Raw genomic sequence first — 25,477 nt, 5'->3', positions numbered from 1 at the left:
TTAGTGACTCCTGCTTCTTCGGCGGCTGGTCAGGTCGATGACATTGTCGCCTGCGTTTTCGTCGGCGACGGCGGCGAGCTCGTCGAGCCAGGTGGTGACGTGGTCCCACCCGCGCCAGCAGTGCTGGCCGAGTTCCTGGATCACGGCGAGCGACAGGTTGCCGTGGCCAAGGTTGAGCAGGGCGCGGGCACGGCGTTGCACGGTCTCGTCGAGTCGTTCCGGGAAGTCGGTGGCCGCGTGGGCGCGGCTGGCGAGGAAGGTGCTGTCGACGTGGGGCAGGTAGTCGGGGTGCTGCGGGAGCCAGGCGAGGAGGGCAGCGGCCTCGGCGTGGTCGCTGTAGCCGCGGGAGTAGCGCAGCTGTGCAAGGTCGATGGCGGGGTAGGCGGCGGCGCGATGCTGGATCTCGGCGCGCATGGTGTCCACGGCGGGCCCGTCGACCCATTGGACGATCCAGCCGCCAGAGCGGCCGTCGCGGCTGCGGGGCCCGTCGTAGGTGATGTCGACGCGCACTCCGAAGTGCTGGCCGAGCGCGTAGGCCAGCTTGAATGTCTGCCGGGACCGCGCGGTCACCGTTCCGCCTCGTACAACTGGGCCTTGGCCTGATCGATCAGCCCCTTCGCCTCGGCGATCAGCTTGCCTGCGGCGATCCGTGCGGCGGCTTGCTCGTCGGACAGCGTTGAGCCGACCGGCCTCCAATCGGAGTGAAGGTGGTCGCGTGCGTTGCCGAGCGATTCCCGCGCCGTGGTGAGGCTCGCGATCGTCGCGTGGACGATGTCGTTCCAGGTCGGCAGGCGATCTTCGTTGTGCATCAGTGATCCTCGTTCCCGAGGTGGCTGCTCTGGCTGAAGGCTTGCTCGACGCGTGCGCGCGGGACTTTGAGCGCGTGTTTGGCCTCGGCGAGCATTCGGGCGGTGTCGCGTGCGGTTTCGGCACCGCTGTGGCCCTGGCGGCGGTCGTCATACAGCGTCGGGTCGGCGGCGAGTTGATCGAGTGCGGTACCCAGCTGGTCGAAGAGCTGGTCGAGGCCGTGGAGGGCGGCGTTGACGCTGCCGAGGATGGCGTGCACGGTATTGCCCCAATACAGCGTGGTCGTGGTGTGTTGGGTGGCGTTGTTCAGGTACCGCAGGGAGTACGCCATCATCCGGGCCGCGTCGATCACGCTGTCCCGGCTATGCGGGCCGTCGTAGGGCAGGTGCTCGTCGACGACGTCGGTGATGTCTTTGTCCTCGGACACGAAGCAGGTCCTTTCGGTGGGATGGCTTGGGTTTCGGCTACCGGTAGATCTCGCGGCGATGTCCGACGTCAATGACGGTCACGAGCAGCACCTGGTCGTGGATCTCGTAGACGATGCGGTAGTCCTTGGCGGCGCGCACACGCCAGGCGTTGTCGGCGCCGGCGAGTTTCTTGCAGCCCGGTGGGCGTGGGTCGTCGGCGAGGGCTTCGATCGCGGCGAGGACGCGCCGCCGCACGGGCTTGTCGAGACTGGTGACGACCTTGGCCGCGCGGCGGGCGATCTCCACCTTGTATGTCATGCGCGGCCCTCGGCTTCGGTGACGAGCCGGTCGAGGGAGATCACCTCGTCCTCTCCCTTCTCGATGCGCTCGCGGGCCTCGCGGGCGCGGGCGGACCAGTACTCGTCCTCGCGGCGCTCGGCGTCTTCGGCGACGTCGGCGGGCACGAGGGCGCCCGCGCGCTTGCCGCCGCGCAGAAGGTAGATCGTTTCGCCGTCCTCGACGGCATCGAGCAACTGGGCCAGGTTGTTACGGGCCTCCGAGACGTTGATCTCGTACGGTTCCCGGTGATTGCGCTGTCCGGGCACCTCGTGTGCTTCTGCTGACATGACACAAGAGTACAAGATGTACATCTTTACCGACAGTGACGACCGCGCTTGCCGCTGCCTTCTGCTACCTATAAGTTCTCTTATAGGTAGCGATTCAGCGGACGCGCGAGGAAGCCGATCAGACAGTGATTCACGCGAAGGGGACGGCAGTTGGTTGACTCTTCACTGGCCGTTGTGGCCGAGTCGGACAAGTCCGCGCTCCCAGACAACACCGACGAATTGTCCGCCCCGGACTGGTGGGACGAGATGCTCGACGTGACCGTCCGCTGGCTCGTCGGCGCATATGCGTCGGACAACACGCGCACCACCTACGCCAACACCCTCGGGGTCCCGCGCGAGCGCCAGCTCTGGCGCGGCACACCCCGCAGTTCCCGGCCGCCGCTGCCGCAGGCCTTCCTCGTGTGGTGCTGGCGCTACGACGTCGACCCGCTCGACGGGATGGACGTCGACCTGATGCGCGCCTGGATCGCCTACGCCCGCGCCCACGGCGACAGCAATAAGACACTCAACACCCGGCTCGGCGCGGTGTGCTCCTGGTACCGCGAACTTCGCAAACGCGGCCTGACCGGCTTCAACCCCGGGGATCTGCTCGACACCCAGGAACGGTTGAACCTGGCCATCTCCAACCCCGCTCCGGCCGCACCCACCGTGCCACTCACATTGACGCAGGTGCGTGCCCTCCGCGTCGCGGCCGCGATGGACCCCGGTCTGATGCGGCTGCGCAACCTCGCCATCCTCGGCGTGCTGGCCACCACCGGCATCCGCGCCGAGGAACTGTGCTCCCTCACCCGCGCCGACGTGCATCGCACCGGCCCAGACGGCACCCCCGCGCTCTGGATCGACGGCAAGGGCGCCAAACGCCGCTGGGTGTGCCTGCCCCGCGCCGAGCTCGACACCATCGACGACTACCTCGAAGCCCGGGACACCGGAAACGTCGGCGGCGAGCTGACCGTGGCCGGCCAGGTCGGGCACCGCCAGCGAGGCGCTGAGCCGCTGTTTCTGACCAGCGCCCGTCAGCCGCTCACCCGCCGGGTCGTGACCGACCTGCTCCGGCACCTGTGCCGCGTGCTGCAGCGCGACCGCTCTACCTCTTCCACTGTGCGCGCCGCGGCTGCCGAGCTCCGGACGCTTGCGCCGTCGATCCACCCACACCAGCTGCGGCACTTCTACGCCGTCGAAGCCGTCCGCAACGGCGTCAACGTGAAGCAAGTCCAGGCCGACCTCGGCCACGCCACCCTGCACACCACCCAGCACTACCTCGAAGCCGCCGGAACACTCTCCGGCTCCGGCGCGACAGTAGTGTCAGACCTGCTCCACGCCGGCGAACACCTCACACCCCTGCCCCAGCCGAAGGAAGCGCCATGACCAGCCAGGACTGGCGGCCAGAGTACGAACGTCGCGCGGCGGCCGCCGACGCCGAACACCAGACCTTCGCGGAGCAGACCACCGTGTCCACGGCCGAGAACGTCGTCGCCAAAGCGCGCTCGGAGGACCTGCTGGACCAGCATGCCGCCGCCCGTCGCCGGGTGTCCGGAGCGCAAGGCCAGCTGACGAAAGCGCGGAAGGACTGGCAACGCCGAGCACATTGCCGCAGCACGGCGACAGCTGGACAACGCCTGGCGCGAGTTCGACCGCATCTCCCATGCGGTGATCACGGAGATGCGGAACATCAACCGAGCCGGGCTCGACTGACTCGGCGAGAACCTCCAGCAGATGCTGCTCGGTGGGACGCCAGCGACACTGTGCTTGAGGCACCCAACACCAGTACCAAGGAACAGTAATATCTGGTAATCTCAGCTCATCCCCAAATCCATTTCCATTTCCATTTCCATTTCCATTTCCATTTCCGGCGTCGGCAGCACACGACCGAGGAAATTCTTATGCCTTTTTGGGGAGTCGCTGCGGCAGCAGCCTACGCGCTGGTGCTGCTGCTCATCCTAGCGTGTGCCGCATATTCAGCCATCTTCGACCGTGATCGTGACCGGCGTAAGGACGCCTATCGAGTCTTTCGGCTCGTTGTCAGTGCTGGCGGCACGACCGCGCTAGTGGGCAAGATGCTCGACCTGCCGATCATTTGAGTGATCGACGGCGTAACCGTCTAGCCAGAGAATCAGGTGTGCCTATTCGCGCGGGCGCGCCGCTGCACGGCGGCCACGAGGTCACGTGCTGGTGTGCCGGCGCCGCCGTAGCCGATGTGCATGGCGATCTCGTGGGCGACCCGCGCCCGGTCGCGGGTGCGTTCGCGGTTGATTGGGAAGTTGCGCGTGGGCAGCGGGTCGACGCCGCCGTTGGCGATGATCTCGATGAGCGTCGCGGCCTCGGTCGGGGCGACGTTGCACTCGGCGGCGTGGGGGCCCTTTCGTGTGTCAGCGGGGGATGTCGATCCAGTCGCGGACGGTCATCCGGTCCACGCCGGCGTGTTCGGCGAATCCGGCCTGGGACTCGATGCCGCGGGCGGAGCGGTCGACGCGGACGAGGGTGATGGCGGCCTGGCGGAGCCCTGCGAGCGCGCGTTCCTCGGCCGCGCGAGCGCTGACGAGCCCGTGGCGCAGCTCGTGGACTACGTCCTTGGGGTCCTCGACCAGGAGCCGGTACGCCGTGGTGAGCGCGCTCACGCTGTGACCTGACGATATAGGCGGTTATCGTCAGGTTTGGCCGCTCGGAGGATCAGGTCTCACGAACCGCGCCACGTCCATCGGCACACTTCGATCGAACCGCGCCCCTTGGAACTCGGGATCGCGGCCGAACCACGGGTCGAGGAACACAGCTTCGCGGGTGAACCGCGCCTCCTCGAACCAGGCGTTGCCGGCAAACCGTGTCTCGAAGAAGAAGGCGTCGCTGGTGAATTGCACCTCATTGAACACGGCGTTGCCGGTGAACTGCACCCCATTGAATATGGCAGTGCCGATGAAGGTGGCGCGTTGGAAGTTTGCGTTGCGCAGCCGGCAATCGTCGAAGACGAGGTTGATCAGGGTGGCGCCGGTGAGGTCGATGTCGATGTCGGCCCAGTGGTCGACGGGCAGCGGTGCGGCGGGCACGGCGGCAGCGGTGTCGGGCGCCGTGCTCGGTGGGATGCGGAGGCGGGTGGTGAGGATGCGTTGGGCGGCCAGGCGCACCTCGCGTTCCTGGGCGGCCGTCGCGTCCCGATCTGCGGGTGAAGCCGGGTTGACCGACCTCGCGGCCGCGGCACGCCGACTGGTGTGCAGCAGGGGTCGCCGCACACCCAGCCGCCGGGGCTGCGCGACGGCGCGCGGCGGTGTGTAGGGCATCCGCAGATACGCGCAGAGCACGTTCACGATCGTCTGCCGCTGCGCGACGTTGTTTTGCGCGAGGCGTTCCAGCGCGTACAGCCCACCGAGCCGGACTGCGGCCTTGTTCGAGCCGAGCTGATCGACGGCCTTGGTGTATTCCTCGGTGATGCGTCGGGCCACCGCGTCGGCCTCGCTGGTCTCGGCGGTCTGCTTCTGCAGCTCGTAGGCGCGCGCGACGTCGGCCTGGTCCTGCTCCTTCTGCCGGAGCGCGATCTCGGCGGTGCGCTGTCGGCGGGCGGCCAGCAGCAGCGCGGCGGCGCCGCCGGTGCCGACCACGATCGTGCCGGCGGTCTTGATCGCTTCCAGCTGGTTGCGGGCCTGAGCGTCGCCGCGGCCGTAGGCCAGCAGTAGCCACACTGCAACCCCGATACCGAGCAGCAGGATCACCGCAGCCGCAGACCAGATCGCCCTCGGCGACAGCACCGTGTAGGACACCCGGTCGTCGGCCCGATGCCGCTCTCCGGCAGCGGGCGGGACCCCGGTCGGTGAACTCGGGTCCGGTTGGTCGGGCACCTGGGGCAGTGACACGCTCGATCATCGCGCGGCACCCGGCTAACGTCACACACCCCGCACGAACCCCGTACCTCGACTGCAGGCCCCGGAGCCTCAGTACTGCCGTCACGGGGCAGACGACGACCTACCTGGTCAGTTGGAACGCGCCGCGCAGGACCCTGGGTGGAGTCGACGACGCCAGCGGCCGCATGCATGCTGTGCTGCGACTCGCCGAGCTATGTCCGGTCGGCCTGTGGCGGGGTCCTGCGCCCATACAGTCGAGTGCATGAGCGCGGACGAACCCGACATCACCAACCCCGTCGACGTGGCCAGGCTGGCGTTCAGCGCCGAGGACGGCGTGATCCAGGACAATGTGACCTGGCAGTCTTACGTCGATACCCACGACGACGGCACGATCACCGTCGATGTGTATCCCGACCACAATCCCATGGGGGACGCCGATATCGGCGGCTTCCGCTACCGCGTCGAGTACGTCGGCCCCGCCCCGGAGGGTCCCTGAGGTCGACGGCGGGCCCGAGCGGGGAAACCTACTTTCGCCCGGGCGCGCCGCTGCACGGCGGCCACGAGGTCACGTGCTGGTGTGCCGGCGCCGCCGTAGCCGATGTGCATGGCGATCTCGTGGGCGACCCGCGCCCGGTCGCGGGTGCGTTCGCGGTTTATTGGGAAGTTGCGCGTGGGCAGCGGGTCGACGCCGCCGTTGGCGATGATCTCGATGAGCGTCGCGGCCTCGGTCGGCGCGACGTTGCACTCGGCGGCGACGTCGAGGATGCGTTGGGCGGCCTGCTCGGGATCGGCGCTGCCTTCGATCGTCACAGTGCCCACCTCCCGCGTCCGACTGCTGCTCACCAGTCCTCCGATTCTGCTGTGACCCACCGACAAAACCGCCTGGGCAAGGCGGTTTCCTGGCCGTGGCGTCGCGCACAGTGGCACCCGCTACGCCCGATGTGGTGACCTCGTGTGGGTTGCGGCTGTGGTGGTCGCTCTTACTCTGGTTGGTAGGTGAGGCCCTGCTCCTGGTGACCCCCAGGCCGGTTGAGCGGGGCCTTTCCTCTGCGCTACTCGTGCGGCGTCGGCAGGTCAGAAGGTTCCGAGGTCGTCGGGCCACCAGCGTTCGAGGATGTCTTCACGGGGTGCGAGCAGCGTGGGGCTGCGCAGATCGATCACGTGGGCGCTGCGCCAGCGCCAGAACCCGATGCGTTCCAGCAACCCGGTGGCTCGGGCGCTGGAGAGCGCGGCCGTCACCTCGTCGATGGCCTCGTCGGCGAAGTCGGCGGTGGTCGGACCGGCAACGCCGCACCGGGCGACCTTGGACATCATGCGCAGAGACCCGGCCAGCAGGGCGGCGGCGAGCCCATGGCCTTGCCACTGCTCGGTGACCTCGACCCGGCGAACGATCAGGAAACGCTCCGGTCCCGGGCTTAGGCAGTTGTCCAGCTCGGGGTGCAGTCGTCTGGTGTCGGCGTCGACGGCCTCGTCCAGAAAGGCGCGGATCGGCTCACCGAGCGGCACGGTGTCGAGCAAGCTGCGCCGATGAGCCACGTCGGTGGCCACCAGCGAGAGGTCGGCGACGTGGCGCAGGTTGGCCGGGCACGGGTTGGGCTCCCACACGTCGGCCGAGATCTCCCACGGCTCGGGGTCCTCGTCCTGCGGTTCGATGTGCCACCACAGCCGCCGATGGCTCAGCGACAGTTCGATCGACAACGGGTTGGCTGGCAGATCCGGGATCATGGCGGCCCCCTGTTGCGTCGGCATACCGAACCAGTTTCGCACAAATATGAAACTACAGTTTCAATTTTGTGTCATCGCGTCGAGGGTGTCTTGTCCGGAGAGCTGGGGTACCTGGACGTGTGCCGGGAGCGATTGACACACTGCGGGTACAGGTGAAGGCCCCGCGTGCACCGCACCTCGCACGGCGCACGCGGGGCCGTTCTCGGCCGTGGGCTGACTTCAGGCTGGCTGGCACCGTAGGTCGTACAACCGCCAGGCATCGTTGAGCATGAGCAGGGAGGCTGCGGCAGCAGCACCGACGTCCACGGCTGTGGTGGTGGCCTTACCGAAGAGGGTGCCGTCGTCGTGCGCGGTCACCTCGGTGCGCTCCACCTGCATGATCCGCATGGACGGCGTGCCGTGTGCGTGCCCGCTCTGCAGCCGCCACAGCAGCGAGGTTCCGTAGCGGGTGGCCTCATCGCCCTGACCGTTGCCGTGGACGAGCTCGCTGGCCGTCTTGATCACCTGAGTCATGTTCAGGCGCCAGCCGTTCACGGCCTTGGCGTTGAATCCCAGATGCGCGGCGGCTGCCTGCACCTCGCGAAGCTGCCGTTGAAGGCGCTCACGCTCTTCCTCGATGCGCTCCCCCAGTCCGAGCGCTTCTGGCACGTCGACCGTGAGCAGGCCATGGCGTTGTTTGATGTCGTCGCGCACGATCCGCAGCGCGTTCTCCTGTCGCTGCGGGCGCGGTCCTTTGAGGACCCAGATTGCCTGCGCGGCGCCCATCAGCGCCGTGCGCAGCAGCGTGAAGTAGCCCGAGGGAAACAGGGCTCGGCTGGCTTGGAAGGCGACGCGGAAGAGGTCCAGGTGTTCGGTGGCGGTGACGATCGCGGCGTAGGCGACGTGCGAGGCGGGCTGGGGCGGGAACAACTCGTCGTCGCGGGCGAGGCTGCTTCCGGGGACCGGTGTGGAGGGTGCAGATCTGGTCCTCTCCGCCCATTTGGCAATGGTCGGGAGCATGGAGTTCAGCCGCTGCAGCCAATCGGTCTCGTCGTCGGCAGGCTGGGCGCCGGAGTAGTCCACGAGAGCATCCTTTCGGTCAGCCGACAGCGGTAGACACGGCAGCGCAACACCAATGCTCAGGCACGGCCCGCCTTACGCCCTGCACGACCCCATCTGTGCAAAAACGCTCGTTTTTGATAGTCAGGTGCCCCAGAAGCCGCTCGGGGCAGGCTCGACCGGCAGAGGTTCGTCCTCGCCGACATGCCCCCGCTCCTCCGAGCACTGCTTGAAGGGACTGCGGTCTTGGTCGGTGAGGGCGGCCAGGTGGGGGTCGCAGTGGTCGCGCCACCACACGCTCATGCCGGTGGTGCCGTCCAGGCGCAGGGCTTCCCAGGCCCGCCAGAGCGCTTCGAGCCGGTCGATGGCCTCGGGGTGTTGCCACCATTGGGGGCACCAGCGCCAGCCTTTGATGCGGGGGCGTCGGATGATCTGGGCGAACCAGTCGGTGACCCAGGCCTCGACGTCGGGATACACCGGCTGCGGCTGATCCGGTTGTCCCGCGGGTGCACCGCCGCCGCTGGTCGTGGCCGGTGGGGGCGCTGCGCTGCTGGCGGCCTGGCCGTTGCCGCGTGCGGTGAGCGCGGGGGCCAGGGCGTCGTCCCATTCGTCGCTCATGGCGGGTGCCTCGCTTTCCGGGGTGGTGGTCAGGCCGCGGGCGCGGCGGCCGGGGTGCTGGTGCTGCCGGGGTCGTGTTCGGCGAGGCTGGTGCGGATGGCCTCGGCGTGCTGGCCTTGCCACCAGGGCACGGTCTTGGCCAGGAACGCGGGGGCGCCGGAGGCGAGCACCAGCGCCCGGCCTTTGGGCATCGCGGCCAGCAGGTCGACCGGCAGCTTTTGCTTCGGGGTGGGTTGGAAGGAGCGGGAGCGGCGGCCGGAGTGGTCGGTGCTGACGGAGATCTTGTGCATGTCGTACTCGCCGGCGATCTCGGCCATCTTGCGTAGCCAGTCGGCGTCGGCGGAGCCGCCGCCGTAGGTGCGGACGTTGGCCGCGCCCCACAGCTTGGCCATGCCGCCATGTCCCCAGGCTTCGACGCCCTGGTTCCAGGACTGCAGGATCGTCTCGACCACGATGCCGCGGCCGCCGAAGTGGGAGTACAGGTTGGGCAGGTCGCGCCAGCGGCACACGTTGGCGGCCTCGTCCAGGATCGAGGTCAGCGGCGGGTCGATCCGTCCGAGGGGGCGGGTGGCGGCGGCGCGCACGGCGGCGTGGCAGACGTGCTCGGTCAGCGTGGCCACCAGCGGCGCGGCCGAGCCGGGGCCCTCATTACTGAGCAGGTAGAGCGTGTCGGTGGAGGTCACGAAGCGGGCCGGGTCGAACTCGGGGATCCCGCCGCTGCGGGGTGGGGTGACCCAGCGCAGCACGTCGGGGTTGCGCAGGCAGCGCAGCAGTTTCAGCGCGGTGTCGTAGACCCCGGCCTGTTGCTTCTCCGGGGCCTGGAGCACGGATCTGACCTCGACGGCGACCAGGTCGTCGCCGGAGCGTTCGAGGATGCGGAACGGGGTGTCGTCGCTGGCGTCGCCGAGCCAGCGGTAGACGTCGATGAGTGTGCCGCCGTCGCGGGCGGCGGCCAGCAGGCAGGCGGCCAGCAGGGACTCGGCGGAGCCGTCGAAGTAGGCGTCGGTCTTGGCGTCGGCGTCGCGGGTTCCGGCGACGAAGTGCCCGGCCACGACCTCGGCGTCGGAGATGGACTCGATCCGGCGGAACGGGTTGTACCAGAAGCGTTGCGGCTCGCCGGCGACCTGCTGCAGGTCGAACACGAAGTCGTGCCCGCGGCGGCGCCGCGGCCCGCGGGTGGCGTCCGGGAGGTCGCGGCGGTTGGTGGTGGCGATCGCCGGGCCGTCGGCCTCGACCAGCATCGGGATCGTCAACGCGGTGGTCTTGCCAGTGCGCGGGCCCCAGATGTGCACGCCGAGGTCTTCGTGGCTGGCGCGCACCGGCATGTCCCCGACCACGGTGCGGCCGATAAGCCGCCCGTGCTGGGCGGGGTTGCGCGGGTCGATCCTCGAGGACGGCCGCAGCCGCGCCGCCGAGGCCGCGACCCCAGCCGGGGACAGCGCGGGCAGGTCTTTCGGGTGGGCCAGCAGCCGCGCGGCCTGCGCGATGCGCCGCTCCGATTCCGGGCGGCGACGACGGCGCCGCACCAGCACCACCGCGGCGACGGTCACGCCCAGCAGCAGCAGCCCGAGTCCGGCCAGGGCCAGGGTGGCGGGGGTGCCCGGCCACGCGCGCTCGCCGAGGGCGAGCTCGGCGACGTAGCCGAACGGGTTGGGCTGCACCGGGTGGCCGGTGATCGTGTCGCCGAGGCTTCCGGCGCCCCAGACGGCGAGCACGATCAGCAGCACCATCCCGCACACCGCGGCCAGCGCCCAGGACTCCCACGCCCCGGGCGGGCGCTGGGGGTGGCCGCTCATTCCTCGACACCGCCTCCCGCGGCCAGCGCGGCCATCTGCCAGCGCCGGTTGGTGTTGTTGAGGTCGATCTCGGCGTCGGTGAGCACGACCTCGCAGGGGATGCCCGGTTTGCGCCCGGCCTTGATGAGGAACTTGCCCAGCCCGGGCGGGGTGGCGCGCTGCCCGGTGGCGTTGTCCCACGGCGCCGGGTCGGACCAGCGGGTGACGTGGTTCTGTTCCTCGTGCGAGAGGTGCACCAGGCCCTGCAGGTCGGCCAGCTCTTTGCGCGGCAGCCCGGACATCACCGTGACCGCGCACCGCTCGAACAGCCCGCGCGCCTTGGCCCGGTCTTCTGGGGTGGGCAGCGCTTCGAGGTCAGCCAGGGTGTGGGTGCACAGCGCCTTGCCGTAGCCCTCGTTGCGGTCCAGCCGGGTGATGGCATCGACCCGGTCGACCAGGCCTGCGCCGGCGCGCAGCACCCGCCACAGCTCGTCCATGATGACGAAGTAGTTGCGCTGCGGGGCCAGCCCGGCATCGGCCAGCGCTTGGGCCCCGGCCACGGCACCGAACCCGCTGGACCAGGTGGCCAGCAGCGAGGCGGCCTGCAGGGCGGCGTCCCCGGCGACGATGCGGGACAGATCCATGCACACCGCGGGGGCGTCGAGGTCGATCTGCACGCTGGTGGGGTGGGCGAACACCTCGCCCAGCGCACCGTCGAGCAGCCCGACCAGCGACTTGTGCAGCGGGTCGACGGCGTCGCGGTAGCGCTGCTCGTCGCCGCGGTCGAGCACCACGGCGCGGACCTCGCTGGGACCCTCGTCGAGCACCCGGATCAGATCCGCCAGCACCGGCACGCGGTCGCGGTGGCGGGCGGCCAGCACCCGCAGCGCGGCGGAGAGGATGGTGCTCTCGTCGTGGTCGACGGGGCGGTGCGGGCCGCGCACGATCGCGATCAGCGCGGCCACCATGTGCAGCTGACGGCCGTGGATCTCGGCGCGCAGCGCCTCGGCGGCCGCGCCCTGCAGCCGGGCGGCGGCCTGGCCGAGCGCGCCGGTGTCGAGCGGGTTGAGCGTGCCGCGGCCGCGGCCGAGCCGCACCACCTGCCCGCCCAGGGCTTCGACCAGGTCGGCGTAGTCGGGTTTGAGATCGCCCAGCACCAGCGGTTTGACACCGAAGCCGACCAGGCCCAGCAGCAGCCGCCGCAGGAACGTCGATTTGCCCAGGCCGGGCAGGCCCAGCACCCCGACGCCGGGGTTGGAGATCAGGCCGTGCCGGAACCAGGTGATCGGGTCGAAGCACACGGTGGCGCCGGTGATCAGATGCCGCCCGACCGGCACGCCGACCATTGGGGATCCGGCGGCCGCGGAGAACGGCCACAGCCCGCACACCTGCACCGTGGTGCCGCGCCACTCCCGCAGCTGGGGCACGTAGCCGTCGCGGCCGCCGCCGGGGCCGGGGATGCCGCGCGGGCCGGGCGCAGGCCGGGCCGGGGCGCTCACAGCGCCTCCCGCACGCTGGTGGGCACCACGACGTGCTCGGGCAGCACCACCCCAGTGGGCAGGCCCACGGCGAACGCGGCCCGCTGCCCGCCGTAGACCGGGCGCAGCTCCAGCCGCGCGGTGCCTTCCAGGCCGTCCATGATGGTGTCGGCGTCGGCCAGATCCTCGACCGAGTCGACGGTGACGGTGGCGAGCAGGGTGAAGCGGGTGACGCCGGCGCCCTCGGCTTCCTCGCGGGCGGCCTGCTCGGCGGCGCGAATGGTCACCGCGTCCCGGGCGACCTGACGGTGGGAGTTCTGGGTGAAGTGGGCGGTGCGCACGTCGCGGTCGACGATGCGGGCCGCCTCGCCGGGCGCGTGCGGCCGGTACACCAGGGTGACCCGCTTGCGCGGGATCTGCGGGTGCGGCGCGAGCAGCTGCTCCAGCACCCGGGCCAGCACCGTGCCGCGCGGGGCCTGCTCCATCGACCACACCCGCGAGACCCCGGAGTCGTGCCGGTAGGCGTCCCACGCCGCCGCATCAGCCTTCGGCCCGGCGCCATCCCAGGTGATCCCGGTCGACTCGCCCCGGGCACGGTGCTGCTCGACCGGGATCGCCAGCTCGGGGTCGTAGGCGATCTTGACGGTCTCGGCGATCTCCTGCGCGGTCATCGGCCGCACCGCCCCGGCGCCGGTGTTGCGCAGCCCGTCGGCCAGGCCGGGCAGCCGGGCCGCCACATGGTTGATCATCGCCTCGCGGCCGCGTCGGTTCCGGCTGCCGGTGGAGTGGTAGGTCAGCGTCGCCCACGCGGTGACCTGCGCCGAGCCGGCCGGGTAGGTGGTGGTGATGGTGTCGAGCACCCGCTGCGCCAGCTCGGGGGCGTCGTCACTGCGCTGGCTGGACACCGACATGGCCAGCCGGGTGCCCGGATCCGGCGCCGTCTCCACGGTCACCGTCGCGGCGCTGAACCCGGGTTCGTGCGCCAGCTGCGCCAGCCACGCCCCGTACCCGGCGACCCACTGATCGATCTGCTCCCGGTCGACCAGGCTCGCGCCCTCCGGGTCGAGCTTGAGCACGGCGGTGTAGTGCCCGGTCTGCGGGATGACCACGATCCCGGCGGGCAGCCCGAACCCGTCCTGCGTGGCCACGAGCTCCGAGCGGGCCAGCAGCCCGGGCAGCCGGTGCGCGCCGTAGGGCTCGGCCAGCATCCCCGACTGGTAGACGGTCTCCTTTTTCGACTGGGTGCGCCAGAACGCCAACCGCACGAAGATCAACTCCCCGAGTGAGCGGCCGCCGACCTTCACCGCCAGCGGCGCCAGCACGGCCAGCCCGAGCAGGCCGATGACAATCCCGGTGCCCACGCTGACCAAGAACCCGATCACCATCGCCGCCGGGACGGCGATCAGCAGCACCGTGCCCACGGTGCCCAGGCCGTAGATGCCCGGTGAGCGCGGCCGGGTCCAGTTGCCGTAGGTGCGGTAGCGCGGTGTGTCGGTCGCGGTGCTCACCGCCGGTCCTCCCCTCGATCCGCCCCGGTCGGTCCCCCACCGGCCTCACCGCCGTCCCCGGCGGCGTGGCTGGCGGTGTTGCGGGCGGCGCTCACACCGCCCTGCAGGGCCTGCGCGCCCGCCGCGACCCCGGCGCCGACCGGGCCCGCGGCGGCCGCGCCTCGGCCAGCGGCGGCACCGGAGCCTGCGAAGCTCCCTCCTGCCCCGGCGCTCCCAGCGCCGCCGCCGGCTCCCGCAACGGCTGGGCGCCCCACCTGCGCCCCGCCGCCAGCTCCTTGCCCACCGCCGGAGCGTCCGCCGCCCGGCGCGGTGGGCGATCCACTCGGCCCACCCGCGCGGCCACCGCTGGCACCACCGCCGCTGGCGGCGCCGCCGTGCATCGCACGCATCTGCATCGCCCCGGTGGCCACGGCCCCACCGGCTGCGACCGCGCCCCCTGCACCGGCCCCGGCCGCGCCCCCGGCGACGGCGGCGGTGACCGGCACCGCCAGCCGCAGCAGCGCGGGCAGCGCCAGGATCGACAGCGCGATCAGAAACAGCCCGGACAGCACGGTGGTGGGGTTGTCGCCCTTGCCGACCATCGCGAACGCCGTGGCGTAGATGATCGCGGCGGCGGGCTTGTAGGCCAGAAACGCCAGCAGCCAGCCCAGCGTCTTGGTGAACCATTCCTTGCCGCCCTTGGACACCGCCGCGGCCGCCGACAGCGGCAGCATCCCCGCCAGCAGCACCAACATGCCGACCCGCACGATCATCAAAAACATCTGTCCGAGCGCGGAGATGATCCCGAACAGGGCCACGATGAGCACCAGGCCCACCCCGATCGGCTGCAGCGCCCCGAGCGCGAACATCTCGGTCAACCGGGCGCCGAGGTCACCGCCGGAGGCGCGGTCCAGGATCCACTGCGAGAAGCGGTCCCCGGCCACCCCCAGCAGCGCGATGCCGGGCACCCCGGCCCCGGCGTAGAGCACCAGCTGCCACACGCCTTTGGCGGCGTCCTGCCCCGCCTCGAGGTTCTGCTGGATCGCCATCTTCGCCCCGGCGATCAGCAGGCTGACCACCAGCACGAACCCGGTCAGCCAGCCGGTGGAGTTCTGCACGAACGCCACCGGACCGGACGGGTCCTCCAAATTGGGCACGTCCACATTGGTCCAAAACGTCAGCAGCGTCGAGGTCAGCTTGCCCAGCGCCTCGGCGAAGGCCTTGGCCGCCGACTCCAGCACCGAGCCCGCCACAGCCTCCGTGGCACCGCCGACCGCGTCGCAGGCCAGGTTGACCCCGGGCACATCACACAAATCCGGCATCTACATCCCTCCCCAGGCCACATAGCCGGTCAGGTCGGACACCGGCTGCGCGGTGGGGCTGTCCCCGCCGTCGGGCTGCAGCACCAGCTTCCAGTCGCCCTGCGACCACTGCACCGTGATCGTGGTGGCCTGCATCTGCCCGCTGACGAAGCGGGTGACGAACTGGATGGTCGCCGTGTCCGGCGTGTAGTTGACGAACTTGAACCCGGCGTACTGCCCGAACTGGCCCGGCGTCACCTCAGCACCCGACACCTCGGCCCGTGCCTGGGTGAAGGCCTCGCGCCCGGGCCCGGCCACGATCTGCTGCTCCACCACCGACCGCCAGTCCGGGGCGACCAGCTTGCGGATCGGGATCTGCGCGGCCGCCAGCAGCGCCCCGGTCGGGGTGTGCGCGTAGCCGGTGGCGGTGGACCGCCCGGCCTCATACGGGCCCGCCTGCTCCGAGAACGGCAGCGCCACCGTGTGGTAGAGCTGCCAGCGCACGCTCTCCGGCGGCGAGGTCGGCACCGCGGTCGGCCCGACATCGCGCGGACTGGACGCACTCGGCGCCTCACCGCTGGGCGCCGGCGCCGCCGGCGGCTGCGGGCCGGCCTCGGGCTCGTCGCCGCTGGTGAGCACCAGCACCGCCACCAGCAGCACAACGACGAGCACGGCGAACCCGCCCGCGAGCAGGAACCCCGGCCGCGTCCACGGGCTGCGGTTCTCGGTGCGCGGGCCGGTCTGCTCACCGCGTGAGTTGCTGGTCATCAGTCCCCCTGTTCATCGGGCCGGATCGGGTCGAACGCCGATGGTCTAGATCAGGGCACCCGCGATGCCGGAGGACGCGCCGACCAGGATGATGCCCGCCAGCGCCGCGCCGAGCCGCTTGCCGTGCTGGCTCATCTCCCCGTGGTTGAACTCGGTAGCCATCTTCCCGCCGACGAACAGGAGACCGATCACGCACAACGCGCTCACACACCACAGGACCCAGCGGCCCACGGTGAGCAGCTTGCCGCTGCCCGGCGGCGGCTCGCCGCCGCCGAAGTTGGGCGGCTGCGCCAGGTTCGGCAGCTCGCTGAGCAGGTGCACTGTCGCACTCATCCTTGCTGTCCTTTCGTGATCCACGGCGTGGACTGCAGCAGCTCGCCCAGCTGGGCGAGCTGACGCGGTGCGGTGTCGCGGGAAGGCTCCTCGGTGCGCCAGACCTCCACCCACGGCACGAAAAACGTCGCCCGGACGGTGCCGCTGATCCGCTGCCGCAACGCCAACAGCGACCGCGGCAAACGGCCTGGCGCATCGGCGACGATGACCAGCCCCCACAGCGCCAGCGTGCGCGGCACATGCCCCGAGGCCCACTGCCGCACCGCGGCGCTGGCCGCGCTCAACCCGGCGTGGTGCGACCGGCACACCAGCAGCACCCCGGGCGGCCCGCCGAGCTGCGGGTTCGGCCAGGCCGGCCCCGACTCCCAGCCGCCCGGGATCAGCCGCGCCAGCGTCGAGGCCCCCGACCCGCCGTGGCAGCTGACCCACCACCAGCGGGCCTGCGCGTGCGGCGCCGCCGGCGCCGGAGGCCGCGCGTGCACCGGCAGCCGCGCGTGCGGCGGCGGCGGGTCGATCGACTCCGCCGCCGGACGCAACACCGGCCCGCCCTGCGGCCCGACTGGCTGCGACGGCCGCCGGCTCCACAATGAGATCGTGCTCAACCGCTGTTCTCCCCTCACGGCGAACCTGGCCCGGCCCTCCCCCAGGGCCCTCGGCGATGACGAACGCCGCTCGCGCTCCGTCACCCCGCGATTACTGTTCTGATTTCAGCACACTAGCGCCACTGTACTCAAAACGAAACACCCTGTGGCAAAGTCGCTGCTCAGCGCAACGAAGGAGGACGCCATCACCGACGCCACCACCGCCGTCGTCGCCCTGCTCCCCGACGCCGAACCCCTTCTCGACCAGGTCCGCGCCATCGCCCCCGAACTCGTGCGGCCGCTGCCCGCCCACGTCTCCCTGCTCTACCCCGGCCCCGAATTCACGACAGAGGTGGTTGCCGACCTGCGCGCGGTTGCTGCAGAGCTACCGCAGGAGGTCGAGCTGCGCGAGCTGATGCTCGGCGAAGAAGGATTCCTCGGCATCGCCGTACCCGAACTCGACACCCCCATCCGGCAGCTGCGCCGCCGCTACCCACACCTGGTGCCCTACGACGGCCGCTTCGGCGCCGACCCGCCCGCACACCTAACCCTTGCGCTGGGCGCGGACGAGGCCCAGCTGACGCAGGTCCACCAGTTCATCACCAGGGAACTACCGCGCCGCAGCCGTCTGGCCGGGCCTCATCTGCTGCGCCGAACCGAGCAAGGCTGGCAGCCGTTCACTGCTCACTGAACCGAGTGATTCGGCGCCATTCATGCATTGGGAGCGGAAGGGAACCGCCCGCAGGAGGCTCAATACGGCGCCTGCTGGGGTGCGAGAAGCCAGGCATCGGGCTACAGCGGCAGCGAGCCGCTGCCCGTTGTTACCACTCTGCCGCCGCTGAGCTCAGTGAGGTAACCGGTTGGGGCCCGCCACATCGACGACCACGGATACTCCTTGACCGCCTGCACGAAGCGTTTCAACGCTTCGACCTCGTCCTCTCTGCGGGCGAGGTCGCCGCCCGTGATGTCGACCAACAGGACGCACTCGTCAGCTCCGTGGCGTTCGCAGAATTTGATCTCGTGGGCGGCGGCGTAGACGCCGTAGCCGCTGGTGCAGTCGAGCGACATGCGGGCAGCACGGCCGAAGGCGAGAGCTGGCTCTGTGGCGGGAAAGAAGAACCATCGACCGAACCCGACGGCTGCCCCACGCTGGATCACGTGGTCCTCCCGGTGGCACTCGCGCGGGAGGTCGGAACACGCGCTGACCGCGTAGTAATCTGTGTCATCGAGCTTGTTGCGCAAGGTAGAGGCGCCTTTCTCATATCTCTGACACAGGAACTCGCGCGGCACTGTGGTGACTCCTAATCGATCGGGGATCACCACGGTATTTCCGCGGCCTCTGGCGATCGAGCAGCCGCGCGGCGAACCGCGACCCGGACGGTCAATACGGAGAAGCGCAACGAAGCCCAGATCCGCGTCTCCGGGCAAACCGGGCGTAGGCGCTGACGATGGCTGCGCCCGGGTCGTGGGCGACAGAGTCGAATCCATGCTCAAGATGCGAAGGGTGTTCGGCCTCCTCGCGTAAGAGGCCGAACCCCCGCCTCCCGAAGTCGCTCAGCGTGCCAACGTGAGTATCTTCGGAGCCTCATGGGCTGCCTCCACCATGCCCAGTAATGGGCCTGTCCGGGGGTGGTTCCGGACGCACGAGGTGGCCGGACGGACAGCCTGGCGTGCGGTCTGACTAGGGCAAACGGATACACCCGGTAGGGCAGACCTGGCATGCAGCCCCTTTAACACCCCTATTCAAGCGGCTATCAAACCAGGCAGGTTGTGAGCCTAATCACACGTTTTAGTGTCCGGATTGGACAATTTAGGACGCCAGGTCATGACGAAGCATCGCAACTTTGCGGGATGATGGGTGTACCGCTTTTGGGGGATGCCAGTGGGAGTCGCGACCCACGATACGGCTGCTCCGAAGCGGGAACACAAAGATCGCTCAGCGTGCCAAATGTGAGGTACATATGACCCTGCCCGCCCTACTGCCCGTGCTGCCGCGTACCCAGTGTGGCGCATCCCCCGGCTACCACCAGGTGGCCATCCTGCTCATTCTGACGGTGACAACCCTGGCGCTGGTCTGGGCAGATAAGCCTGTCCAGACCGCCGTCGCGGCAGTCATAGCCCTCGCCACGGCGGCAAGGGCTGCGGCGAGACCGTGGCAGCTGCTGGCCCAGGAAGAGGGCCGACCGTGACAGCGCCGGCGAAAGTCAAGCATGCGCCCGAAGCAGCGTCCGCGGCGAGTGGCCTGTCTGCCGCCATCGACGAGCTGCTCGCCCGCTCCGCATACGCTGGGGTGGCCGAGCTTTTCGCCGCACTCCGATTCCGGCGGCTCCCGGCTGAGATCACAGTCCGCGACGCCCTGTTCCCCGAGAACAGGTGTATGCCGTGGACGATCATCGAGGAGCTACTGGACGAGCTGGGTGCCACGCGGGCGGATCGCAAGCGCTGCGAGACCTACTTCCGTACCCTGGAGCGGCACGGTCTCGCGCCCAAGTACTTCATGGTCCCCCGGGGTGCGTCCCCGGACCACCGTGTGGCCTCGGTCGTCAACACGGCGCGCGAGGAGCATGCGCGCGAGGCTCGCCCGAGGGAGCTGCGTGATGTCGCGGACCAAGCGGGTTTCCTCAAGGCCCTCCGTGACCTTCGCAGCGTAGGCCGAGTCAGTCTTCGGGACATCGAAGGCAAAATGCGCGAACAGGACCCGAAACACGCCTGGGGCAAGAGCGCCCTGGGTGACCTGCTGGCTGACCGCACGATGAGCCTGCCGTCGAAGCCCCGGCACATGTACAACCTCATTGCTGTGCTGTGTGCCGAGGCTGGACATTCCAAGGAGAAGGTCAGGGCGTATTTCGCGGTCTACACCGAAGTGCTCAACAGCAGCGGGGAGAGTAGCCCCGAGACGCTCGCTAACAGCACCGAGGTCTCTTCGGTGCCGCGATCACCCCACGGCGACTTCTCATCGAGACGCTGGCGTTCGCTCTTCGGTGAAGCTTCAGCTGTTCTCATCACGGCTCTGGTGGCCACCAACGCTATGTGGGCCGCGCTCGTCGTCATGTTCGTCGTCGGAGTCTTCTAGCAGTGCTGCCTTGGGGAGGAAGACGAGGACCTCTCCAAGGCAGCTGCCGCCGACCGGCTACACGCGCGCCTCTCGGTGGAGACGGGTGTAGGCGCGGGCGATGGGCCGTAGTTGTTCGACTTCGCTCCACACGTCGCCGGGCTGGCTCGCGCCCGCCGGGCCGGTGGGATGCCCGGTGGTGCCGGGTTGGGCGCGCCGGACCGCCTGGGCGATGTGTTCGGGCGGGCCGGGGCTGATGCCGAGGGCGAGCAGGCCGTCGTCGATTTCGACGACGGCGCGCACGAGCCGGTCGCGGGTTGTGGTGGCGCGCAGGTCACGGCGCACGGTAGGGACGCGTTCGACGATTGCCTGGTGCAGCGGGGTGAGGTCGCGGATGGCGCGGCGAGCGGCCAGGTTCAGTCCTGCGGTGGACAGCACCAGGGCGAGCACGCCGGTGAACACCGCCAGGATCGGGGCGGTGACGGTGGCCAGGCACGCGGGCCCGTCGAGCAGGTGGCGGCAGAACGGCTCGGCGGTGTCGGTGGTGACCAGCGAGTTGACGATGAGCGCGGTCTTGCCGATGACGTAGACGGCGAACAGGCCGCAGGCCACGAGCAGGGTGACCATGCCCTTGCGGAGGGGTCCGCGCGCGGGTGGCAGGGCGGCCACGGTGACGCGGGTGGCGTCGGCGACGGCCACGGTGAAGTACACGGTGAAGGTCGCGATGTAGGCGAGCATGGTTGGCTCGGTGCGGTAGAGGTGCCCGAACAGTCCCAGGCCTTGCGGCAGGTCGGGGGTGGCGAAGAAGCACACGACGAGCACCGTTTCGGCGGCCAGCCAGCTGAGGAAGCGGGCGCAGCGGCGGGTGTGTGAGGGCTGCTCGGCGGCGAGGTCGGAGGCGGTGACCAGCAGGCCGTAGGCGGCGGTGAGGGTGAACAGGTTGGACACCAGCCGCCCCAGGCTGGGGTAGAGCTGGGATTCCAGCTGCTGCACGAGCGGGGCGAGGGTGAGCAGCGCGCCACCGAAGGCGACGCCGGCGATGCCGACGCCGCGGGGGCGGCCGTGGCGCAGGGCCTGCAGCAGGCGGGCGGCGCCGAGCAGCAGGGTGGCCGCGCCGACGGTGAGGAACAGCAGGTCGATCATGCTGCGCGGCGGTTAGCCGAAGACCTCCATCGCGCGGCGGGCTCGTCGGGCGGCCTCGTCGGTCGCTGCCGGGTCGATCGCGGGCGGGGTGGTGGCGGCGCTGAGCAGGGCGGTGGCCATCGTTTCGGCCTCCAGCTCTTCCTCATCGGTGGTGGCCCGGCCGAACAGGTGCTCCAGTGCCGCCTCGCCGAGGTCGGGGGCATGGCGGGCGGCCTGTTCCGGGGAGATCAGGCACCGGCCGCGGTGGCCGCAGAGCATGTGGGCGATCTCGTGCAGCGCGACGAAGTCCTGGTGCACCAGGCTGGTGTTGACCGCGTAGATGATCAGATCGCGGTCCGGGCGGGCCCGCCACGCGCCCACCGGCCCGCCCGGGGTGTAGACCATCTCGACGAGGTCGATGGGGCGGCCGCGGTGTTGTTCCAGCCGGTCGACCCAGTTGTCCAGGGACCATGGATAGGGCGCGGGGACGGCGGCGAGCACCGTTCGTGCTCGACGGCGTGCCCTGTTGACGATGCGACGGTGCGATAACACTGCCTGCTCCTCCCCCTGAGTCGCAGTGAGCACCACAAGCCGGGTGCACCACGGTGTCACGGGAAGCATACCCACAGTTACAGCATCGTCACCGCTCAGCGCGGTGATCGCGGCGCCGCCGTGGGCGGGAACCAGCGTCTTGGTGCTCGTGGGTTTCCAGGGCGCGGATCAGGTTGTCGACCGCGGCGCGGCCGGTGTCGGACAACGACACGGCCCGCAGCGCCAGTTCCATCACTTCGGGGTTTTGGGCGAGCGTGGCCTGATCACGGTGCTGCTTGAGGTTGGCGATCTGCTCGCGGATCTGGGCGGCGACCTGGGGGTCGGTGAAGGTTTCCAGCGGGACGCCGAAGAAGGCGGCCAGGCCCTGGGCGTCGCGCAGGGATGGTTTCTGCCGTTTGCCGCTGGCCAGTTCGTAGACGGTGGTCGGCGACATCTTGATGCCGGTCTTGTCCTGCACTCCGCGCGCGATCTCGCGGTAGGAGTACGACTCGCGGTCGGGCGGGTGCATGTCCCTGATCAGCGAGCTCAACACCGAAGCGAAGCTCCAGTCCTCGTCTGCGGTCACCTCTGCTCCTACCTCGCCTGCTCGCGGCGCCCGCCGCATGGCTGCTCAGTGTAGTAATTCCCGCCGAAGTGTTTTGTATGCGATACAGTCTAGCGTACTGTGCTGAAAACAGAACGCCTGCAAATGGGTGTGGTGGGCCTGCGCCACTCGGTCGTGCTCGCTGCACCGACAGCACTACCAGGGGGAATGTGAGATGCCCAGCAGGCTCGGCCGAGGCCGTGCGCCGGTGAGGACTGCCTGGCGATGACCCCGCGCGGGTCGGCGACCGTGGCCGCTGCCGGGAGTGTGCTGTCGGTGGTCGGGCTGGTGCTCGGCCTGGTCATTCTCGGCGGCGGGGACAGCCTCGCGGGCGCGGCACCGCGGCTGCGGGCGGGGACCGTGCCGGCCGAGTACCAGCCGTGGGTGCTCAAGGCCGGGGGCCTGTGTCCGGGCACGGTGGGCCCGGCGGTGATCGCCGCGCAGATCGACGCCGAAAGCGGCTGGGATCCGGCTGCGGTTAGCCCGGCTGGGGCGCAGGGGCTGTCGCAGTTCATGCCCGGCACGTGGCCGCAGTGGTCGGCCGACGACGACGGCAACGGCCGCGTCAGCCCGTTCGACGCCGGGGACGCGATCATGGCGCAGGGCCGCTACATGTGCGCCCTGGCCGACACGGTGCGCGGCTACCTGCAGGCCGGGCAGGTGCAGGGCACGGTGCTGGAGCTGGCGCTGGCCGCCTACAACGCCGGGCCGGGCGCCGTGCGCGCGGCCGGGGGTGTCCCGCACAACGGCGAGACCGAGGTCTATGTCGCCAAGATCCGGCGGCTGATGGCCCAGTACAGCGCCCCGGCCCTGGCCAGCAACGGTGGCCCGTTCGGCACCCGGGTCATCACCGCCGCCCGCGGGCAGCTCGGCAAGCCCTACGTGTGGGGCGGCGGCGACGTCAACGGCCCCACCGGCGGCGGGTTCGACTGCTCCGGGCTGGTGCTCTACGCGGTCTATCAGGCCAGCGGCGGCACGATCAGCCTGCCGCACCTGGCCGATGCGCAGGCCCGGCTGGGCCGGCCGGTGGCCGGGCCCGCGCCGGGCTCCCGCATCAACCTGGCCGCGCTGCGGCCCGGCGACATCATTGCCTTCGCCGATGCGGGCGCGGGCCGCTTCCACCACATCGGCATCTACGTCGGCCACGGGCAGCTGCTGCACGCGCCGCAGACCGGCGACGTCGTCAAGGTCTCCTCGCTGGACACGCCCTACTGGGCGGGCCAGACCTGGCAGGTCCGGAGGTTCGGATGACACCACCCCGCACCCGCACGCTCACCAGCATCACCGTCGCCGCGCTGGCGCTGGCGCTGGCCGCCTGCGGCGGCGACACCAGCCCACCCGGCGGCGGTGCCCCACCGCGCACGGCGGCGGCCCCGACCTCGGCCGCGCCGGCGAGCGGCCCGTCGACGACGCGGCCGCCGCCCGCGCCCGCGCAACCGCCGCCCGCGTCCAGCGCCGACCGTCGCGATCCCAGCTCGGTGACCCGGGTGGCGTTGCTGAACATGCACATGGTCGACACCACCCGCGCCCGCGGGTTCGCCGACGGGCTGCGCCGCGCCGCGACGCTGCTGTCGGCGCGCTACGCCCGCGCGGTGCGCACCGCGCCCACCCCGGTGCCGGACGTGCAGTGGCAGCGCTGGCGCCAGCACCAGGCCTGGCTGCAGGTCACGCTGCGCAGCTCCCCGGAGGACCGCCCGCCGGATACCCGCGAGGCCGCCTACCGGGCCGTGCTGGTGACCTGCACGCCCGTCGGCCGCGACGGCTGGCACGGCCAGACCCAGCAGATCGTCGCCCTGGCCACCCTGACCCGCACCCCGCACGGCTGGGCCGTCGACCGCTTCGATTTCCGGTAACCGCGCACGAAGGAGACCCGATCCATGAGCGAGACCACGATCAGCGCCGAGGCCATGCGCGGCCACATCGCCGCCGGGCGCGCGCTGCCGCTGCTGCCCGACGGCGCGCCCGGACCTGTGCAGTACGCCGGGCGCTGGTGGGCCATCCCCGCCGACGCCCACGACTACCTGCCGGTCACCGACGCCTCGGCGGCCGCGCACCTCGACACCGCCGCGCAGCGCTTGCACCAGGCCCGCCAGGACGCCCGCCCTGGCGCCGAGCGTGACGACGGAGCCCGGCGATGAACCCGCGCGAGTTCGCCGAACGCTGCCTGCTCGGGGTGCTGATGAGCCAGCCCGGCCGGCTCGCCCCGATCAGCCGCTGGCTCGAGGCCGAGGACTTCCATTCGCCGGCGCACGGCACCATCTACGCCCACCTGCGCGCGATGGTCGAGGCCGCCCAGGCCGAGGCGGAACCCGGCCAGGACCCGGCGAGCCTGCCCGGCGTGGATGCCGTGTCGCTGTATGAGCGCATCGCCGCCTCTGGGGAGCTGGGAACCCACGAGCTCTCCGCGCCCCGCCTGCACACCCTGATGGCCACCGCGCCGTCCCCGCAGCAGGCGCGGCCGGAGTCCTACGGCCTGATGGTGCTGGAGGCCTCGATCCGCCGCCGTGTGGCCGAAGGCGGCATGCGGGTCGAACAGTACGTCGAGCAGGCCACCGACGTGGCCGACCTGCTGCGCGCGGTGGACAACGCGCTCGCCGACGTCGACCGCGCCCAGCAGCGCTGGGACTCGGTGACCGGGCTGCCCAACCTCACCCGGGTGCTGGAGGGCGAGTCGGCCTCCGCCCCCGACCAGCCACAGCTGCGGAGCGGGCCGCCGGTGCAGGTGCTGCTGGAGCCGCCCGACGAGCAGCAGGTACAGGCCGCCGAGCAGGCCGTGGTGGCCTCCGTGCTGAGCAACCCACGGCTGCTGGAGCAGCTCTACGAACGGCTGCTGCCGAGCGACTTCGCCGACGAGCGGCTGGCGACCACCTACCGCTCCGCGCTGGAGCTGCACGCCCGCGGCGAGCACATCGACATGGTCACCGTCGCCTGGGAGCAGCAGCGCCACGAGTACGACTACGGGCCCGGCATCACCCCCGAGGAGATGCTCGCGCTGACCGAGCATGCCGCCGGGGATCCGGCCTATCACGCCGACGTGGTGATGCGCGGTGCGGTGACCCGCCTGACCAGGGCCGCCGCCGAGAAGGTGCAGCAAGCCGCGCAGCACCCCGGCCTGCAACCCGGCGACGTCCTGCACACCACCCGCATGGCCTACGCCGCCGTGCGGGACACCGCCGCCCGCATGTACAGCCAGGGCAGCACCCCGGCCCGCCTGGCCGGGCTGTCCTCCCCCGTGCCGCTGGACGCCGCCCTACAGCAGCCCGACGGCAGCCCGCCATCCCCGCGGCGGCTGCGGGCGGTGCCACCCCCCGAACCCGACCGCGGCCGATGACGCCCACACCCACCCGGCAGCAACACCCGGCGACGACGAGGAAGGTGCGCGATGGCGCGGCGACGG

31 protein-coding genes are annotated in these 25,477 nt (G+C 70.6%); 9 read left to right on the top strand and 22 right to left on the bottom strand.

Annotation, left to right across the window (positions count from 1 at the left end):
- From BAY60_RS00690 to BAY60_RS00670, 5 genes are read right to left on the bottom strand one after another with little or no spacing between them, the layout of a single operon-like run.
- Complete coding sequence (locus BAY60_RS00690; protein ID WP_112278868.1) at window positions 1-570, bottom strand: Rossmann-fold NAD(P)-binding domain-containing protein; 570 nt, start codon at window positions 568-570, stop codon at window positions 1-3.
- On the bottom strand, window positions 567-809 hold the full coding sequence (locus BAY60_RS00685; protein WP_112278867.1) for a hypothetical protein: 243 nt from the start codon (window positions 807-809) through the stop codon (window positions 567-569). The genes BAY60_RS00690 and BAY60_RS00685 overlap by 4 nt, the downstream gene beginning before the upstream one ends.
- Window positions 809-1,234, bottom strand: coding sequence for a hypothetical protein (locus BAY60_RS00680; RefSeq protein ID WP_112278866.1), 426 nt, complete (start codon window positions 1,232-1,234; stop codon window positions 809-811). Before BAY60_RS00680 ends, BAY60_RS00685 begins: the two co-directional genes overlap by 1 nt.
- Before the next feature lie 37 nt (window positions 1,235-1,271).
- Window positions 1,272-1,532, bottom strand: coding sequence for a type II toxin-antitoxin system RelE family toxin (locus BAY60_RS00675; RefSeq protein ID WP_112278865.1), 261 nt, complete (start codon window positions 1,530-1,532; stop codon window positions 1,272-1,274).
- The gene (locus BAY60_RS00670) at window positions 1,529-1,840 is read right to left on the bottom strand and encodes a type II toxin-antitoxin system Phd/YefM family antitoxin (RefSeq protein WP_112278864.1); all 312 of its coding nucleotides are present in this window, start codon (window positions 1,838-1,840) and stop codon (window positions 1,529-1,531) included. The genes BAY60_RS00675 and BAY60_RS00670 overlap by 4 nt, the downstream gene beginning before the upstream one ends.
- Before the next feature lie 174 nt (window positions 1,841-2,014).
- Here BAY60_RS00670 and BAY60_RS00665 point away from each other — a divergent pair, with 174 nt between their 5' ends.
- Window positions 2,015-3,205, top strand: a complete 1,191-nt coding sequence (locus tag BAY60_RS00665; RefSeq protein ID WP_112278863.1) for a tyrosine-type recombinase/integrase — start codon at window positions 2,015-2,017, stop codon at window positions 3,203-3,205.
- A gap of 557 nt (window positions 3,206-3,762) precedes the next feature.
- On the top strand, window positions 3,763-3,918 hold the full coding sequence (locus BAY60_RS36960) for a hypothetical protein (RefSeq protein ID WP_170160285.1): 156 nt from the start codon (window positions 3,763-3,765) through the stop codon (window positions 3,916-3,918).
- A gap of 288 nt (window positions 3,919-4,206) precedes the next feature.
- Here the strand turns inward: BAY60_RS36960 and BAY60_RS00655 are convergent, their stop codons facing one another.
- A complete protein-coding gene (locus BAY60_RS00655) occupies window positions 4,207-4,455 on the bottom strand; it encodes a hypothetical protein (RefSeq protein ID WP_112278861.1) in 249 nt (82 codons plus the stop codon).
- 30 nt (window positions 4,456-4,485) lie between these two features.
- Window positions 4,486-5,586 (bottom strand): pentapeptide repeat-containing protein, encoded by a 1,101-nt coding sequence (locus BAY60_RS00650; RefSeq protein WP_112278860.1) that lies wholly within the window; start codon window positions 5,584-5,586, stop codon window positions 4,486-4,488.
- Between the two features lie 343 nt (window positions 5,587-5,929).
- Between BAY60_RS00650 and BAY60_RS00645 the strand changes: the two genes are divergently transcribed.
- A complete protein-coding gene (locus BAY60_RS00645) occupies window positions 5,930-6,163 on the top strand; it encodes a hypothetical protein (RefSeq protein WP_112278859.1) in 234 nt (77 codons plus the stop codon).
- On the opposite strand, the gene BAY60_RS00640 is transcribed toward BAY60_RS00645, so the two are convergent.
- From BAY60_RS00640 to BAY60_RS00590, 11 genes are all read right to left on the bottom strand, one after another.
- Window positions 6,121-6,477 carry a hypothetical protein gene (locus BAY60_RS00640; protein WP_112278858.1) on the bottom strand — a complete coding sequence of 119 codons (357 nt, stop codon included), beginning with the start codon at window positions 6,475-6,477 and terminating at the stop codon, window positions 6,121-6,123. The genes BAY60_RS00645 and BAY60_RS00640 overlap by 43 nt on opposite strands.
- A gap of 264 nt (window positions 6,478-6,741) precedes the next feature.
- A complete protein-coding gene (locus BAY60_RS00635) occupies window positions 6,742-7,416 on the bottom strand; it encodes a hypothetical protein (RefSeq protein ID WP_112278857.1) in 675 nt (224 codons plus the stop codon).
- Window positions 7,417-7,611: 195 nt separating this feature from the next.
- The gene (locus BAY60_RS00630) at window positions 7,612-8,454 is read right to left on the bottom strand and encodes a hypothetical protein (protein ID WP_112278856.1); all 843 of its coding nucleotides are present in this window, start codon (window positions 8,452-8,454) and stop codon (window positions 7,612-7,614) included.
- 120 nt (window positions 8,455-8,574) lie between these two features.
- Window positions 8,575-9,048: a DUF4913 domain-containing protein gene (locus BAY60_RS00625; protein ID WP_112278855.1), complete on the bottom strand. Its 474-nt coding sequence runs from the start codon at window positions 9,046-9,048 to the stop codon at window positions 8,575-8,577.
- Window positions 9,049-9,077: 29 nt separating this feature from the next.
- Window positions 9,078-10,844 carry a type IV secretory system conjugative DNA transfer family protein gene (locus BAY60_RS00620; protein WP_146770961.1) on the bottom strand — a complete coding sequence of 589 codons (1,767 nt, stop codon included), beginning with the start codon at window positions 10,842-10,844 and terminating at the stop codon, window positions 9,078-9,080.
- Window positions 10,841-12,322, bottom strand: a complete 1,482-nt coding sequence (locus tag BAY60_RS00615) for an ATP/GTP-binding protein (protein ID WP_112278853.1) — start codon at window positions 12,320-12,322, stop codon at window positions 10,841-10,843. The genes BAY60_RS00620 and BAY60_RS00615 overlap by 4 nt, the downstream gene beginning before the upstream one ends.
- Window positions 12,319-13,809, bottom strand: coding sequence for an SCO6880 family protein (locus tag BAY60_RS00610; protein WP_112278852.1), 1,491 nt, complete (start codon window positions 13,807-13,809; stop codon window positions 12,319-12,321). Before BAY60_RS00610 ends, BAY60_RS00615 begins: the two co-directional genes overlap by 4 nt.
- Window positions 13,806-15,110 carry a hypothetical protein gene (locus tag BAY60_RS38280; protein WP_146770960.1) on the bottom strand — a complete coding sequence of 435 codons (1,305 nt, stop codon included), beginning with the start codon at window positions 15,108-15,110 and terminating at the stop codon, window positions 13,806-13,808. Before BAY60_RS38280 ends, BAY60_RS00610 begins: the two co-directional genes overlap by 4 nt.
- A complete protein-coding gene (locus tag BAY60_RS00600; protein WP_112278850.1) occupies window positions 15,111-15,857 on the bottom strand; it encodes a DUF8175 domain-containg protein in 747 nt (248 codons plus the stop codon).
- 45 nt (window positions 15,858-15,902) lie between these two features.
- Entirely contained in the window at window positions 15,903-16,190 is a 288-nt protein-coding gene (locus tag BAY60_RS00595; protein WP_146770959.1) for a conjugal transfer protein TrbC, read from the bottom strand.
- Complete coding sequence (locus BAY60_RS00590) at window positions 16,187-16,792, bottom strand: DUF6668 family protein (protein ID WP_146770958.1); 606 nt, start codon at window positions 16,790-16,792, stop codon at window positions 16,187-16,189. The genes BAY60_RS00595 and BAY60_RS00590 overlap by 4 nt, the downstream gene beginning before the upstream one ends.
- 145 nt (window positions 16,793-16,937) lie before the next feature.
- On the opposite strand from BAY60_RS00590, the gene BAY60_RS00585 reads away from it, so the two are divergent.
- Window positions 16,938-17,462, top strand: a complete 525-nt coding sequence (locus BAY60_RS00585; RefSeq protein ID WP_112278847.1) for a 2'-5' RNA ligase family protein — start codon at window positions 16,938-16,940, stop codon at window positions 17,460-17,462.
- 101 nt (window positions 17,463-17,563) lie between these two features.
- Here the strand turns inward: BAY60_RS00585 and BAY60_RS00580 are convergent, their stop codons facing one another.
- On the bottom strand, window positions 17,564-18,061 hold the full coding sequence (locus BAY60_RS00580; protein ID WP_112278846.1) for a hypothetical protein: 498 nt from the start codon (window positions 18,059-18,061) through the stop codon (window positions 17,564-17,566).
- An 895-nt stretch (window positions 18,062-18,956) separates the two neighbouring features.
- Here BAY60_RS00580 and BAY60_RS00570 point away from each other — a divergent pair.
- Complete coding sequence (locus BAY60_RS00570) at window positions 18,957-19,844, top strand: hypothetical protein (protein ID WP_112278844.1); 888 nt, start codon at window positions 18,957-18,959, stop codon at window positions 19,842-19,844.
- Window positions 19,845-19,901: 57 nt separating this feature from the next.
- Here BAY60_RS00570 and BAY60_RS00565 read toward each other — a convergent pair whose 3' ends face one another.
- From BAY60_RS00565 to BAY60_RS00555, 3 genes are all read right to left on the bottom strand, one after another.
- Window positions 19,902-20,966, bottom strand: a complete 1,065-nt coding sequence (locus BAY60_RS00565) for a DUF6545 domain-containing protein (protein ID WP_112278843.1) — start codon at window positions 20,964-20,966, stop codon at window positions 19,902-19,904.
- A 12-nt stretch (window positions 20,967-20,978) separates the two neighbouring features.
- Window positions 20,979-21,497 (bottom strand): ImmA/IrrE family metallo-endopeptidase, encoded by a 519-nt coding sequence (locus BAY60_RS00560; protein WP_245992228.1) that lies wholly within the window; start codon window positions 21,495-21,497, stop codon window positions 20,979-20,981.
- 88 nt (window positions 21,498-21,585) lie between these two features.
- Window positions 21,586-22,062 (bottom strand): helix-turn-helix domain-containing protein, encoded by a 477-nt coding sequence (locus BAY60_RS00555; protein WP_112278841.1) that lies wholly within the window; start codon window positions 22,060-22,062, stop codon window positions 21,586-21,588.
- Window positions 22,063-22,305: 243 nt separating this feature from the next.
- Between BAY60_RS00555 and BAY60_RS00550 the strand changes: the two genes are divergently transcribed.
- From BAY60_RS00550 to BAY60_RS00535, 4 genes are read left to right on the top strand one after another with little or no spacing between them, the layout of a single operon-like run.
- A complete protein-coding gene (locus BAY60_RS00550; protein WP_112278840.1) occupies window positions 22,306-23,331 on the top strand; it encodes a C40 family peptidase in 1,026 nt (341 codons plus the stop codon).
- Window positions 23,328-23,933 carry a hypothetical protein gene (locus BAY60_RS38275; protein WP_112278839.1) on the top strand — a complete coding sequence of 202 codons (606 nt, stop codon included), beginning with the start codon at window positions 23,328-23,330 and terminating at the stop codon, window positions 23,931-23,933. The genes BAY60_RS00550 and BAY60_RS38275 overlap by 4 nt, the downstream gene beginning before the upstream one ends.
- A gap of 24 nt (window positions 23,934-23,957) precedes the next feature.
- Window positions 23,958-24,218, top strand: a complete 261-nt coding sequence (locus tag BAY60_RS00540) for a hypothetical protein (protein WP_112278838.1) — start codon at window positions 23,958-23,960, stop codon at window positions 24,216-24,218.
- Window positions 24,215-25,411 (top strand): DnaB-like helicase N-terminal domain-containing protein, encoded by a 1,197-nt coding sequence (locus BAY60_RS00535; RefSeq protein ID WP_112278837.1) that lies wholly within the window; start codon window positions 24,215-24,217, stop codon window positions 25,409-25,411. The genes BAY60_RS00540 and BAY60_RS00535 overlap by 4 nt, the downstream gene beginning before the upstream one ends.
- Window positions 25,412-25,477 lie beyond the last annotated feature (66 nt).

It is taken from the genome of Prauserella muralis, assembly GCF_003202285.1.
Lineage (GTDB): Bacteria > Actinomycetota > Actinomycetes > Mycobacteriales > Pseudonocardiaceae > Prauserella_B > Prauserella_B muralis.
The sequence above is the reverse complement of the archived record's forward strand: the minus strand, read 5'-3'. Positions and strand labels throughout refer to the sequence as shown.

What these genes read in the sequence shown, in the direction of transcription:
- BAY60_RS00685 (WP_112278867.1), bottom strand. Translation starts at nt 809, where the DNA reads ATGCACAACGAAGATCGCCTGCCGACCTGGAACGACATCGTCCACGCG.
- BAY60_RS00675 (WP_112278865.1), bottom strand. Translation starts at nt 1,532, where the DNA reads ATGACATACAAGGTGGAGATCGCCCGCCGCGCGGCCAAGGTCGTCACC.
- BAY60_RS00670 (WP_112278864.1), bottom strand. Translation starts at nt 1,840, where the DNA reads ATGTCAGCAGAAGCACACGAGGTGCCCGGACAGCGCAATCACCGGGAA.
- BAY60_RS00645 (WP_112278859.1), top strand. Translation starts at nt 5,930, where the DNA reads ATGAGCGCGGACGAACCCGACATCACCAACCCCGTCGACGTGGCCAGG.
- BAY60_RS00635 (WP_112278857.1), bottom strand. Translation starts at nt 7,416, where the DNA reads ATGCCGACGCAACAGGGGGCCGCCATGATCCCGGATCTGCCAGCCAAC.
- BAY60_RS00625 (WP_112278855.1), bottom strand. Translation starts at nt 9,048, where the DNA reads ATGAGCGACGAATGGGACGACGCCCTGGCCCCCGCGCTCACCGCACGC.
- BAY60_RS00620 (WP_146770961.1), bottom strand. Translation starts at nt 10,844, where the DNA reads ATGAGCGGCCACCCCCAGCGCCCGCCCGGGGCGTGGGAGTCCTGGGCG.
- BAY60_RS38280 (WP_146770960.1), bottom strand. Translation starts at nt 15,110, where the DNA reads ATGCCGGATTTGTGTGATGTGCCCGGGGTCAACCTGGCCTGCGACGCG.
- BAY60_RS00600 (WP_112278850.1), bottom strand. Translation starts at nt 15,857, where the DNA reads ATGACCAGCAACTCACGCGGTGAGCAGACCGGCCCGCGCACCGAGAAC.
- BAY60_RS00595 (WP_146770959.1), bottom strand. Translation starts at nt 16,190, where the DNA reads ATGAGTGCGACAGTGCACCTGCTCAGCGAGCTGCCGAACCTGGCGCAG.
- BAY60_RS00565 (WP_112278843.1), bottom strand. Translation starts at nt 20,966, where the DNA reads ATGATCGACCTGCTGTTCCTCACCGTCGGCGCGGCCACCCTGCTGCTC.
- BAY60_RS00550 (WP_112278840.1), top strand. Translation starts at nt 22,306, where the DNA reads ATGACCCCGCGCGGGTCGGCGACCGTGGCCGCTGCCGGGAGTGTGCTG.
- BAY60_RS38275 (WP_112278839.1), top strand. Translation starts at nt 23,328, where the DNA reads ATGACACCACCCCGCACCCGCACGCTCACCAGCATCACCGTCGCCGCG.
- BAY60_RS00540 (WP_112278838.1), top strand. Translation starts at nt 23,958, where the DNA reads ATGAGCGAGACCACGATCAGCGCCGAGGCCATGCGCGGCCACATCGCC.
- BAY60_RS00535 (WP_112278837.1), top strand. Translation starts at nt 24,215, where the DNA reads ATGAACCCGCGCGAGTTCGCCGAACGCTGCCTGCTCGGGGTGCTGATG.